Here is a 12,356-nt window from a genome sequence, read left to right on the forward strand (position 1 = left end):
CGCCTCGAACAGATCCACCAACGAACCCGGAACCCGCTCCGCGGCCGTGTCGTTCCACTCCACCAACACCCGACCCCGCTCCCCCTCGTCGAGGAGGTCGGCGTGGGCGGCGAGGGCGGTGGGTTCGGCGTGGGCCAGCCAGGTGGCGACGTTGAGGTAGTGGCGTGAGAGGGCGGCGGCCGCGTCGAGGTCGTGGGCGTCGGGGTTGGCGTCGATGTTGATCTGCATGCCGCCGCGGTCGTAGATGTCGATGCGGAGGTTGTCGACGGGGCCGGTGGACAGGTTGTGGGTCACGGTGGGGCAGGTGCCGAACCGCAGGTCGTAGTCGAAAGCCATCACGTTGATGTGGAGGCCGCACAGGTCGCCGTCGGTGATCTTGAGGTCGCCGAGCATGTCGCGGTAGCGGTAGCGCTGGTGCTTCATTCCCTCGCGGACGGCGTGGGAGGTCTGGCGTACGAGGTCCTCGACCGTGGTCCGGGGGCCGATGCTCAGGCGCAGGGGCAGGATGTTGGAGGTCATGCCGGGGACGGTGAGTGTGTGGCGGTCGCCTCGGGCGCGTACGGGCAGGCCGACGGTGATCTCCTGTTCGCCGCTGACCCGGTGCTGGTAGAGCGCGGCGGCGGCGATCATGAGGCCGGGGAAGCTGGTTCTGAGGCGGCGTGCGCCGTGCTTGAGGCTGTCGGCCGCGTCGGTGTCGATGCCGTCGGTGTGCCGCAGCGGGGCGTGCTGGGCGCGGCGGGACTTGTAGGCGTCGCCTCCGTCCAGGGCGGGGTGGCCGGCGAGGCGGTCGAGCCAGTAGAGCCGGTCCTGTTCGTACTGCGCGGAGGTGCGGTAGGCGCGGTCGTCCTCGTGCAGGACGGAGAAGGGGGCGAGCGCGCCTTCGGCGGGGTCGCGGCCTTCGAGGAGGGCGGCGTAGATCTCGGCGCCGCGGGCGGCGGCGACGACGCCGCTCTGGCCGTCGAAGACGAGGTGGTGGACGCGGATGTACCAGTAGTGGAGTTCCTCGTCCAGCGTGATGATCGCGGCGTTGTGGAGCGCTCCGCCGTCGAGTTCGGCGGGAGTGCGCAGGTCGGCGTCCATCCAGGCGCGGGCGGCGGCGCGGGGGTCCCTCTCGCCGCTGAGGTCGACGGCCTGCACGGGGTAGTCGGCTGCGTCGTGGAGGTATTGGACGGGGGTGCCGTCGACGGTCTTCAGGCGCAGGCGTACCGTCTCGGTCTCGCGGATCCGCAGTTCGGCCGCGCGCAGGAGCAGGGCGTGGTCGACGGGTCCGTGGATCTCGATGTACTCGGCGAGAAAGAATGACCGGTTTTCGGGGGCGAGCTGCTGTGCATACCAGATGCCGAGCTGTCCGCCCATCAATTCGATGAACTCGCCCTCGTTCTTGGTCATGCCCACGCACTCCAATCGTTTGAATCGTCGACTGGAACAGCACGGGCTGCCTCAACCGGGGCACGCGCATGACCGCCCAGCTCCTGTTGAACAAAGCTGCGACCTGAGAATTCGTCTTCATCGAGCATTGGCGCGGCGACCCACTATGACCGAGCCCCGGTGGCGGATCAACGTACGTCGGGGGTGCGTTCAACTGTGTGGGAAGGGCAGTTGAACGGCTGCTTCACAGGTCAGGGGCGGAGCTTGACGGGGTGCGGCGACTTTTGGGACGGTGAATGGCGCCTATGGCTTCTCTCCCCTTCCCGCTTTCACTGCGAGGCACCCGTATGCCCGATTCAGCGCCGCACATCGATCTGGTGGATCCGGAACTCTATTCCCGTGGCGATCCTTTTTCGCAATGGGCCTGGCTGCGTGCCAACGATCCGGTGCACTGGCACCGGCCGGGGGAGCTTCCGGGTTTCTGGTCCCTGACGCGTTACGAGGACATCCGTACGGCTTACCGGGACGCGGAGACGTTCAGTTCGGCGCAGGGGATCCTGCTGCGGCCGGCCGAGCACGGGGCGGACCCGGGCGGTGGGCGGACGCTGGCCCTCACCGACGCGCCCCGTCACAAGCAGCTGCGGGGCCTGGTCGACGGCTGGTTCGCCGTCCGCTCGGTCCGCTCGCTGGAGGCGGAGATGGCGTCGATCGCCGAAGGGGTGGTCGAGGCGGCGCTGGAGCGGGGCAGTTGTGACTTCGTCGCCGATGTCGCGGCCCGGATCCCGCTCTATGTGATCTGCCGGATGATGGGGGTGCCCGAGTCGGACTGGGAGCGTCTGTACGACCTGACGAGCCAGGCGTTCGCGGCGGGCGATCCGCTCGCGCGGCGCTTCGCGCACCTGGACATCCTGGGGTACTTCGAGACCCTGCAGGCCGACAAGGCGCGCAACCCGGGGGACGACCTGGTGAGCGTCCTGGCGACGGCGGTGGTGGACGGTGAGCGGCTGAGTCCCGACGACGTGATCCTGAACTGCGACAACCTGCTGGTCGGCGGTACGGAGAACACCCGGATCGCCGCGGCCGGGGGGATGCTCGCGCTCCTGGAGCATCCGGAGCAGTGGAGTGCGGTGCGTGGGGATCCGGCGCTGCTGCCGTCCGCGGTCGAGGAGGTGCTGCGCTGGACGTCGACGGCCACGCACATCATGCGTACGGCCGTGAGGCCGGTGCGGATCCATGACCGGCGGATCGAGGCCGGCGACAAGGTGGTGTTCTGGCTGCCGTCGGCGAACCGGGACGAGACGGTGTTCGACGCACCGGACGTGTTCGACGTGCGGCGCTCCCCCAACCGTCATCTGTCGCTGGGGTTCGGTGAGCACTTCTGTCTGGGCAGCATGCTGGCGCGGGTGGAACTGCGGCTTCTGTACGGTGAGTTGGTGAAGCGGGGGGTGCGCATCGAGCTGGACGGTGAGCCGAAGCTGCTGGATTCGATCGTCGTGAACGGTCCCGAGCTGCTTCCGGTGCGCCTGAAGGCCTCCTGAACCGCGTATACGAGCGGGGCGCCCACCGTGGAGGTGGGCGCCCCGCTCGCGTGTGCGCGTGTGTGTGCGTGGGGGTCAGCCGGACATGGCGACCAGGACCCTGCGGTCGCCGGTGTAGGGGCGTCGGCCGTGGGCGGTGGCGACGTTGTCGATGACCATGAGGTCGCCCTTGCGCCAGTCCACGTCGACGGCCGTCTTCAGGCCGCGGTCGTGGATGTGGAGGATGTACGCGTCGGGGATGGGGCTGCCGTCGGCGAAGGTGACGGACTGGGGCAGTTCCTCGGGGGGCAGGATCTGTGCCAGTTCGCGGGCGGTCTCGTCGCCGAGGGCGGCGGGGTGGAAGTGGTCGGCCTGGTTGAACCAGACCTCGGTGCCGGTGACGGGGTGCCGGACGGTGGCGGGGCGGACGGGGCTGGTCATGCGCAGGCCGCCGTCGGTGTCCCAGTGCCAGGTGAACTCCCCCGCCTTGAGGAAGGCTTCGACCTCGGCGCGGTCGTCGGTCTCGAACGTCTGGCGCCAGCTGCGGCCGAGGCCCATGCCGTCGTGCAGGTTCTGGGTGTAGCGGATGCCGCCGGCGAAGGCCTCGCGGACCTCGGCGTCCAGGGCGGCGAGCCAGCGCGCGCCGTCGGCGACGGGTGTGGCGCCGCCGCCTCCGGGGGTGGTGGCGCAGTAGAAGAAGAGCCGCTCGGGCCACCGGTGGCTGTACGACAGTTCGCTGTGCATCGCGATCGTCATGTGCTGGGGGTACTCGGTCGACGTGTAGAGGTTGCCGCCGAGCTGCGTGCGGGGCGAGGTGCCGTGCAGGTAGCCGAGCCGGTTGGGCAGCAGCAGGTCCATCACCGTCTCGACGTCCTCTTCGGGCACGTCGAAGTCCCGGAAGACCAGTGCTTTCTCGCGTGCGAGGAGGTCCCCGGGGTCCCCGAGGGCCGCCAGCCGGTCGCGTACTCCTTCGGCGCCGGTCGGACCGCCCTCGGGGCGTACGACGAGCGGGCTCCAGGCGGTGCCGGTGACGGGTGTGCTGGTGCTCGTTGTGGTGTCGCTCATGGCTGGGCTCCTCGGCTCCTGACTCGATACGCGTGACCGGGCGTCGTCGGGGCGGTGGGGCGGGCCGTGCTCCCGGGCCCCGCCGGGCGGGGGTCTGTCGAAGGCGGGGCCGGGAGCCGCGCGGGGCCAGGGCCCCGGCTCCGGCCGCTGCGGGCCGCCCGACGGGCGCGGCCGGACGCCCACTATGAGCGCGGCCCACCGGTGCGGGTCAACGCGCTGTTCAACCGCGCGGTCGTCTTCGTTGAACGGCGTTGATCGGCGGGTCGTGGCGGTGTCATGGTGGACCGTCCGGCACGGCCGGGGGCCGTGGCCCCGGGTGGCCGCCCCGCTGTGGCCGGCGCCGTACGCGCGGTGTGCGGCATGGCCGTGCCGCCGCGGCCGGTGACGTCCCGCGCTGCCTCTTGTGCCCGCTGACTGCGACGACTTCGTCCCGGACGACCTGGAGTTCCCCTTGCGCACCGAGACTGTGACCGGAGGCATGTCATGCCGTATGTGACCTCCAACGGGATCCGGCTCTCCTACCGGCGTCAGGGCAGCGGCGAGCCGGTGCTGCTCGTCATGGGCTCGGGCGCCGCCGGGCACGTGTGGACGACGCACCAGACACCGGCGATCAACGCGGCCGGCTACGAGACGGTGATCTTCGACAATCGGGGCATCGGCGCCTCCGACGCGCCCGAGGGCATGTACACGCTGGCCGACATGGTGGCCGACACCAAGGGCCTGATCGAGGCTCTGGGGATCGGTCCCTGCCGGATCGTCGGTACGTCGATGGGCGCGATGATCGCGCAGGAGCTGGCGGCGCAGTATCCGCACCTGGTGCGCTCTGCCGTGCTCATCGCCACCCGTGCGCGCTCGGACGCGACCCGGCGGGCGCTGACCGAGGCGGATCTCGCGCTGCGGGAGAGCGGGGTGCGGCTGCCACCGAAGTACGAGGCGATGCGGACCGTCCTGGAGATGCTCTCCCCCGCCACGCTCAACGACGACACGTCGGCGCGGAGTTGGCTGGAGATCTTCGAGCTGACCGGCGGTGGCGTCGGCGGTGGCGGGCAGGCCGGCGTCGACCGGGCCGGCGACCGGCGCGGGGTGCTGCGTTCCATCGGGGTCCCGTGCCGCACGATCGCCTTCTCGGACGACCTCATCTGCCCTCCGCATCTGGTGGCCGAGGTGGCTGACGCCATTCCCGGGTGCGACCACGTGGAGATCGCGGACTGCGGGCATCTGGGGAACCTGGAGCGTCCGCGGGCCGTGAACGACGCGATCATCGAGTTCCTCGACAAGCACTGACCTCGGGCGCGCGCCGCCACCCGCCCCGCCCGTCCTTCTTCTTCCGCCCCTTTCACGTAAGGCCGCGCCATGAACCAGCCTGAGCACGTCGATCCGGGTCCCGGGGCGAAGATCGTCCGGCAGGACGTCACGACGTGGACGCTGCGGATGTCCTCGCCCGAGCAGCTGAGGCCGGCCCGGTCGCAGACCGAGATGCGGGTGGAGCGTTCGCAGGTGCCGTCGGTCGATCTGAGCCGGGCCCTGTACGCGGCCGTCGGGTCCCACGTGTGTTGGACGGACCGTTTCTCGTGGAGCCACGAGACGTGGCGCGCTTGGGTGCACCGGCCGTCGGTGGCGACGTGGATCGCCACGGTGCAGGGCACGGTGGCGGGCTTCTTCGAGCTGGAGGCGCAGCCGGACGGCGGGGTGGAGGTGGTGCTGTTCGGGCTGCTGCCCCAGTTCTACGGGCGTGGCCTGGGCGGCGTCCTGCTGACGGCCTGCGTGGAACGGGCTTGGCGCGGTGGTGTGGAGTGGGGCGGGCCCGAGGCGCTTCCCGCGCGGTACGTGTATCTGCGGACGAGCACGCTGGATCACCGTCATGCCGTGCGGAACTATCTCGCGCGGGGTTTCGAGACGGCGGAGGCGCGGACCGATGCCAAGCCGATCCCCGATCCGCGGATGGCTCCGTGGCCGCTGGCCCGGGATCCGCGGCAGGTGCCGGTGGGCGACCACTGAGCCCGTGCGCAGTCCCTCGGACAGCGTCGGACTGCGTCGGACCCGATGAGGGACGGCGGTGGCCCCCTCCCCACAGGGGAGGGGGCCACCGCCGTCCCTCATCGTCGGTCCGTCGCGGCCCTGGCTCTGGTGAAGCGGGCCAGGCGGCCGATGCCGTCCTTGATCTGCTCGTGCGTCAGGTAGCTGACGGAGAGCCGCAGGGCGTGTTCGCCGCCTCCTTGGGGGTGGAAGTACGCCATGGGGGTCCAGATGACGCCGAACTCCTCGGCCGCCTGGGTGAGTGCGGCCTCGTCGGTGCGGAAGGGAACGGTGAGGGAGAGGAAGAAGCCTCCGCCCGGTTCGTTCCAGCGCACGCCGAGCGCGGTGCGCTCCTGCGGCGGGAAGGCGTCCTCGAGGGCGTCGAGAGTGACGCGCATCGCGTCCCCGTAGTAGGCGGCGGTGGCCGTGTTGAGTGCGCCGGCCCGGCCGTCCGCCGTGAGCAGCATGCCGGCCACCAGGGCCTGGCTGATCGGCGAGGTGTTGACCGTCACCATCGACTTGATCTTGCTGAGCGCGTCGGCGAGGACCGTGGTGCGGCCCGTTTCGTCGGTGACGGGCTGGTCGGCGACGGCGAACCCGACGCGGGCACCGGGGAACAGCGTCTTGGAGAGCGAACCGATGTGCACCACGCGGTGGTTGCGGTCCAGTGCCTTCAGCGTCGGGAGCCGCTCCCCCGGGCTGACCAGCCGGTAGGGGCTGTCCTCCAGGAGGAGGATGTCCTCGCGTTCGGCGAGGTCGAGCAGTTCCTGGCGTGCCTTGAGGGACAGGGTGGCGCCGGAGGGGTTGGAGTGGTCGGGGATGACGTAGAAGGCGCGGGGCCTGCGGCCCCGGGCGCGTTCGGCGTCGATCGCGGCGGCGAGGCGGTCGACCCGTACGCCGTCCTCGTCCTCCTCGACGGCGACGGGGGTGATGTCGAGGAGCCGGGCGGCGCCCGTGATACCGACGTAGCAGGGGCTGGAGGCCAGCAGGACGTCGTCGGGGCCGGTGATCAGCGCGCGGACGGCGAGCAGCATCGCCTCCTGGGCGCCGACGGTGACCACGACGGCCTCCGGCGGGACGTCGATGCCCTCGTCCTTGCGCAGCGAGTCGGCGATCAGCTCGCGGATGTGTCCGCTCGTGGGCCCGTACTGGAAGAGCGTCGTGCGTATCTGCTCGGGTGTGCTGCCCTGCTGGTGCAGGTGGTCCACGTAGTGGCGCAGGTAGGTGAAGATCTGCTCGGTGTCGAAGAAGCCCTCGTAGGGGCGTCCGGGTGCGAAGGAGACGGCGTCGGGGTAGCGGGTGGTGATCTCGTTGAGGAAGTTCATCGTGTCCAGGACGGGGTCCGAGACGCTGGCGTGGAGGTCCCGCGTCCGCAGCCCGGTGCCGGCGGGAGCGGCGACGGGGGGCCTGACGTGAGCGGGCCCGGCCGTCAGGAGGGCGGGGGTCACGAGGGCGGGGCCCGCGTCCGTCACCGTCCCGGTGCCGGTCAGGGCCATGGCGTCGGTCAGTTCGTCGCGGACGATGCCGAGCACGTCGGCAACGCCGTCGGCTCCGGCGACGGCCAGTCCGTGCAGGGCGGGCCGGCCCAGGAGGACGGCATCGGCGCCGAGCGCGAGCGCGGTCAGGACGTCGGTGCCCCGGCGTACGCCGCCGTCGAGGAGGACGGGGCAGGCACGGTCGACGGCCTCGGCGACGGCGGGCAGCGCGGTGAGGGTGGCCGGGGCCCCGTCGAGCTGGCGTCCGCCGTGGTTGGAGACGACGATGCCCTGCGCGCCCTCGGCGGTGGCCCGCCGGGCGTCCTGCGCGGTGAGGACGCCTTTGAGGAGGATCGGCAGGGAGCTGACGGTGCGCAGCCAGGCGAGGACGGACCAGTCCAGGGCGGGGTCGAACTCGGCGAGCGCGTGTGCGCCGGGCGAGTGGAATCCGTCGCCGGTGAGGTTGGCGGGTGCGATGCCTTCGGGGAGTTCGAAGCCGTTGCGCAGGTCGCGCAGCCGGCGGCCGAGGCGTGGCGCGTCGACGGTCAGTACGAGGGCTTCGAAGCCGGCCCGTTCGGCGCGTTCGATCAGCGTCCGGGTGACGCCCCGGTCGCGGAAGCAGTACACCTGCAGCCACAGCGGGGAGGTGGCGGCGGCGGCGATGTCCTCGAAGGTGCGGCCGGCGAAGGTGCTGACGGTCAGCGGGACGCCCGCGGCCCCCGCGCCGCGGGCGGTGGCGACCTCGCCCTCGGGGTGGGCCAGGGCGTGGTAGGCCATCGGGGCGATCGCGAGGGGGGCCGCCCAGTCGCGGCCCAGGATCCGGGTCGTGGTGTCCGGTGCCTGGTGTCCGGCCAGGACGCGTGGGTGCAGGTGGACGGCGTCGAAGGCGGCGGTGTTGGCGGCGAGGGTGCGTTCGTCGCCCGCGCCGCCTTCCAGGAAGTCCTTGACGGCCGGCGTGAAGCGCGGCCGCGCCGCCGTCGCGTAGTCGGCCAGGGTCAGCGGACGGTCGGCGGCGGTGGGTGGGCGGTCTGCGGGGCTCATCCGGCGGTCAGCCGCTCGCGTTCCACCGCTTCGTACAGGGCGCGGATGTTGGAGCTGCCGAAGCCGCGCGATCCCTGGCGCTGGATCAGTTCGTAGAAGAGGGTGTTGCGTTCGTGCGGGGAGCGGCTGAACAGCTGCAGCAGGTGTCCCCATTCGTCGCGGTCGGCGAGGACCTGGGTGTCGCGGAGTTCGCCGACGATGGCCCGCAGGTCGGGGAAGCGGTCGGCGAGGACGTCGTAGTAGGCGTCGGGGGTGGTGAGGAAGTCGACGCCGCGCTGCTTGCACTCCCGTACGGCCGGGATGATGTCGTCGACGAGGAAGGCGAGGTGTTGGACGCCGGGGCCGCCGTTGCGTTCGAGGAACGCGTCGAGCTGGCCGGTGTGCTTGCCGGGGTCCGGTGCGACGAGGGTGAAGGTGACGCCGCCGCGGGGGTTGCGGACGACGATGGAGTCCATCGCCTGGTCGCCGACGCTGACGTACTCCGAGTAGAAGCGGTCGAGGCCGAAGCCGTCCTGGTAGAAGCGCGCGTACGGGTCGAGGGTGCCGCCGGAGAGGCAGACGGCTATGTGGTCGAGGGACTGCACGCGGCCGGGCGGGTGGTGCGGTCCGTCGAGGGGGACCCAGGTGCGGCGCGGTGGCAGCCGGTCGGCGGCGGAAGCGGGTGCGGGGACGAGGGTGTGGACGACGTCGCCGAAGCCGCTGACGACGGTGTCGCCGCGGGGGGAGGTCTCGGTCCTGGCGCCGGCGCGCAGGGCCGCGTCGCGGGTGGCGGTGACGTCGTCGCAGGTCATGGCGATGTCGGCGATGCCGTCGCCGTGTTCGTCACAGAACTTCCAGGTGGCTCGGCCGGTGGTGACGACGACCTGGACGTCGCCCTGTCGCAGCAGGATGGAACTGCGGTCGACCTCGACGGAGTCGGCGACCCGGGTGAAGCCGAGGGCGGAGACGAAGTAGTCGGTGGTCGAGCGTTTGTCCTTGGTGAACAGCTCTACGTACGCGATGTCCTGCACGACCATGGAGCGGCCTCCTCAAGGCGGATGCGGTGTGACGTGTGTGTCGACGGCCGGGCGGGACACCCTGGGCTGTGCCTGGGTGCCCCGCGCCGGGCCGTGCTCGATCGGGTTCGGTTGCGGTCGGGGTCGGATGCGCTCAGGTGGGGATGCGGTCCGGGTCGGACGGGCGTCGGGGACCGGTTCCGGCCGGGTGGGGGCCGGGCGGGCGGGTCACCAGCGCCACTCCTGCTGCTTGAAGAGGTGGCCGGCGGGGATGTCGCGCTCCTTGCACCAGGTCAGGAACTCCTCGATCTGCTTGATCTGGTAGGTGTCCTCCGTGTACGTGGTCGCCATGACGTGTCCGAGCCAGTCCTCCTCGCCCATCGCGTAGACGTAGGCCTCCTTGGCGCCGAGCTCGGTCATGATCGCGGCGGCCTGCTCGGCGTTGGAGCCGGAGAGCTTGCGGGAGTTGCTCATCTTCTTGGTGACCGGGATGGTCAGCAGCGCCTGGTAGAGCCAGGTCAGCGGCGCGCCGTCGCACTCCATGCCGAGGAAGGCGATGTCGGCCCGGCCGAGGTGGTCCGTCATGTAGCGGTAGAGGGCCGGCTCGATGCCGGAGGAGTCGGCGCCGATGAAGACCTTCTTGCCGGCCAGTTCCGCCCAGTAGGTGGACTTGGCGCGGATGTCGAGGTCGCAGTGCTCGCCGAGGAACGGGGTGGCGGTGATCTTGCCGCCGGGGAAGGGCACCTCGTCGAAGTCGTCGACCTCGATGACGGTGAAGCCCTGGTTGCGGAGCATCAGCGCCATGGAGGGGTCGGCGAGGTTGCCCCGCGAGGAGCGCGGGACGACGATGGCGCCGAGCCGGCCGCGCAGCTGCAGCAGCGTCTCCAGGACGATGTGGTCCTGGTGGCCGTGGGTGATGAGGACGAGGTCGATGTAGTCGGGCAGGTCGTCCAGCGTGTACCGGTCCGTCTTGTCGCTGTCCGCGCTGATGAACGGGTCGGTGACGATGGCGGCCTCGGGTGTCTGCAGGACGAGGCAGGCGTGCCCGAAGTAGCGGATGCGGCCGCCGCTTTCGATGTGGCGGTCCTCGGACAGGCTCGGCTTGTCGGTGAGCAGGGTCCGCAGCTGCGCGGTCTGCGCGTCGTCCAGGCCGAGCGCGTCGCGCAGGTGCGCGAGGGTCGTGGGGTGGACGCGGCTCTTGAAGAGCTCGGCGAGGCCTTCGTGGCGGAAGGGGATCTGCAGCTCGAGGACGTCGGGCGAGGGCAGGCGCGGGGTGCTGAGGATGAACGGGCGCTCGATGCCCGTCTCCAGGGAGAGCTGCACCGACTGGCGCTGCTCCTGGTAGACGTCGCTCTTGTAGACGACCGGCTCGAGGAAGCGCATCTGCGCCTGGTTGTCGGTGTCGTAGGCGAGCTCGACGAGGCCGGCGAGCTCGGTGGGGAGCTTCGGGTAGAGCGGGGTCAGGTCGAAGCCGGTCGCGTTGGCGCGCAGGATCTCCTGGCCGGCGGCTATGGCGTGGGCGAAGCGGAGCATGTCGGCGCGGTCGCGCTTGATGGTGGCGAGCAGGTCGCGCACCTCGTCGGCGCGCTCCTCGGGGATGTTGATGAAGTAGCCGCCGCGGAGCTCGGGGTTGTTGCTGGCCGCGACGTGGACCTGCGGGGACTGCAGGTAGGACTCGAGGAGCGGGACCTGGAGGAAGGCCAGGTTCATCGCGGCCTGGACCGGCGCGATCGTGTAGGGCCAGGCGAAGAAGCGGTCCACGAGCGGCTCAATGATCGCCTTCGACCGCAGGTACAGCTGTTCGTCAGCCATGGGTGCTTTCCCTCCAGGAGAGCCAAGGAAGAGGACCGCCTGGGGGCACGCGCATGCCCGTGACGCACAGCGGACCGTGAGAAAAGGAGAAGGAGTGCGGGGACGCCGGGTGTGTTTTCGGACGTGCCTGCCGCAGCAGAATGACCGGCGGTGCGGGTGACGATCAATACGCGCCGGGTGGTGGCGGGTTGAACAGGCGGTCGAATCGGGGGTGCGCCGGGGTACGCCGGTGTCCCCCTGTCCCCCTGGGTGGGGGTGTTCAACCGCGGTGGTGGTGGCGGTTGAACACCGGTGGGGGGTGGTTCTCAGGCCGCCACGGGTGCGGCGATGGGTGCCACGGCAGGCATGGCGACTTCGAGGTAGTCGGGTACGGCGAGGGCGACGGACAGGTCGAGGCGTCCGGCGTTGAAGTAGATCTCGTCGTGGACGAGCAGGCCGTCGTCGACGAGGAGGTCGAGTTCGCGGCTGAAGGCGAAGGGGGCGATGGAGCCGCTGACGCTGCGGGTGAGGCGTTCGGCGACGGTCCGTTCGGCGAAGTTGGCGGCGCGCCCGCCGTAGCGGGCGGCGAGGGCGGTGAGGTCGACCCGGCGGTCGCCGGGGACGACGGCCAGGACGTAGCGGCGGGAGCGTTTGCCGGTGGCCACGCGGACGACGAGGGATTTCGCGGCCTGTTCCAGGGGGTGGTCGCGCAGTGCGCTGGCGGCCTCGGTGGACCCTTCGGGTGGGTGCCGGATGATCCGGTACGCGTCGGGGCGGGCGGTCAGGAGGGCGGTGATGCGCTCGTAGGCGTCGGGTGGGTGCACGGTGCCTCCGCGAGGAGAGGAGCGGGAAAGGGAGGAGGGGGGTGTGCTCCTGCGGGGTGTCCGCCGGCATGCGGGGGTGCACCGCTCGTGGCGGCCGTGGCGGTCGCGGTGGTCGTCATCCTAGAAATCCGGGGGCGTGACCGGTACGTGTTCAGGCCGGGGTCCGGACGGCGGCGCCGTGCACGGGCGTACGGGCGTGTGGGCGTACGGGCGTGTGGGCGTGTGGGCGTACGGGAAAGCCGCTGCCGTTTCGCGTGGCAGCGG

General features: G+C 71.0%; 9 protein-coding genes. 3 read left to right on the plus strand and 6 right to left on the minus strand.

The features are described 5' to 3' along the window. Positions 1-1,389, minus strand: a 1,389-nt coding sequence (locus BCL76_RS35300; RefSeq protein ID WP_258310100.1) for a condensation domain-containing protein, incomplete at its 3' end; no start/stop codon positions are given. A 326-nt stretch (positions 1,390-1,715) separates the two neighbouring features. Here BCL76_RS35300 and BCL76_RS35305 point away from each other — a divergent pair. Next, positions 1,716-2,906 carry a cytochrome P450 gene (locus BCL76_RS35305; RefSeq protein ID WP_109783471.1) on the plus strand — a complete coding sequence of 397 codons (1,191 nt, stop codon included), beginning with the start codon at positions 1,716-1,718 and terminating at the stop codon, positions 2,904-2,906. 75 nt (positions 2,907-2,981) lie between these two features. Here BCL76_RS35305 and BCL76_RS35310 read toward each other — a convergent pair whose 3' ends face one another. Then, a complete protein-coding gene (locus BCL76_RS35310; protein WP_109783472.1) occupies positions 2,982-3,950 on the minus strand; it encodes a TauD/TfdA family dioxygenase in 969 nt (322 codons plus the stop codon). 483 nt (positions 3,951-4,433) lie between these two features. Between BCL76_RS35310 and BCL76_RS35315 the strand changes: the two genes are divergently transcribed. Further along, positions 4,434-5,234, plus strand: coding sequence for an alpha/beta fold hydrolase (locus BCL76_RS35315; RefSeq protein WP_109783473.1), 801 nt, complete (start codon positions 4,434-4,436; stop codon positions 5,232-5,234). 69 nt (positions 5,235-5,303) lie between these two features. Further along, a complete protein-coding gene (locus BCL76_RS35320; protein WP_109783474.1) occupies positions 5,304-5,948 on the plus strand; it encodes a GNAT family N-acetyltransferase in 645 nt (214 codons plus the stop codon). 98 nt (positions 5,949-6,046) lie between these two features. Here BCL76_RS35320 and BCL76_RS35325 read toward each other — a convergent pair whose 3' ends face one another. The 4 genes from BCL76_RS35325 to BCL76_RS35340 all read right to left on the minus strand — a co-directional run bounded on the left by BCL76_RS35325 (position 6,047) and on the right by BCL76_RS35340 (position 12,092). Further along, a complete protein-coding gene (locus tag BCL76_RS35325) occupies positions 6,047-8,482 on the minus strand; it encodes an aminotransferase class I/II-fold pyridoxal phosphate-dependent enzyme (RefSeq protein WP_109783475.1) in 2,436 nt (811 codons plus the stop codon). Continuing rightward, positions 8,479-9,498, minus strand: coding sequence for a 4-hydroxyphenylpyruvate dioxygenase (gene hppD, locus BCL76_RS35330; RefSeq protein ID WP_109783476.1), 1,020 nt, complete (start codon positions 9,496-9,498; stop codon positions 8,479-8,481). Before hppD ends, BCL76_RS35325 begins: the two co-directional genes overlap by 4 nt. 207 nt (positions 9,499-9,705) lie before the next feature. Then, positions 9,706-11,289, minus strand: a complete 1,584-nt coding sequence (locus BCL76_RS35335) for an MBL fold metallo-hydrolase (protein WP_109783477.1) — start codon at positions 11,287-11,289, stop codon at positions 9,706-9,708. Between the two features lie 305 nt (positions 11,290-11,594). Beyond that, a complete protein-coding gene (locus BCL76_RS35340) occupies positions 11,595-12,092 on the minus strand; it encodes a YbaK/EbsC family protein (protein WP_109783478.1) in 498 nt (165 codons plus the stop codon). Positions 12,093-12,356: the final 264 nt, after the last annotated feature.

Origin of the sequence: Streptomyces sp. CG 926, assembly GCF_003148825.1 — a bacterium.
In the GTDB taxonomy this organism is placed as follows: domain Bacteria; phylum Actinomycetota; class Actinomycetes; order Streptomycetales; family Streptomycetaceae; genus Streptomyces.

Excerpts from the sequence above, each read along its gene's own strand:
- BCL76_RS35305 (WP_109783471.1), top strand. The coding sequence starts at position 1,716 with ATGCCCGATTCAGCGCCGCACATCGATCTGGTGGATCCGGAACTCTAT.
- BCL76_RS35325 (WP_109783475.1), bottom strand. The coding sequence starts at position 8,482 with ATGAGCCCCGCAGACCGCCCACCCACCGCCGCCGACCGTCCGCTGACC.
- BCL76_RS35315 (WP_109783473.1), top strand. The coding sequence starts at position 4,434 with ATGCCGTATGTGACCTCCAACGGGATCCGGCTCTCCTACCGGCGTCAG.
- BCL76_RS35320 (WP_109783474.1), top strand. The coding sequence starts at position 5,304 with ATGAACCAGCCTGAGCACGTCGATCCGGGTCCCGGGGCGAAGATCGTC.
- hppD (WP_109783476.1), bottom strand. The coding sequence starts at position 9,498 with ATGGTCGTGCAGGACATCGCGTACGTAGAGCTGTTCACCAAGGACAAA.
- BCL76_RS35310 (WP_109783472.1), bottom strand. The coding sequence starts at position 3,950 with ATGAGCGACACCACAACGAGCACCAGCACACCCGTCACCGGCACCGCC.
- BCL76_RS35335 (WP_109783477.1), bottom strand. The coding sequence starts at position 11,289 with ATGGCTGACGAACAGCTGTACCTGCGGTCGAAGGCGATCATTGAGCCG.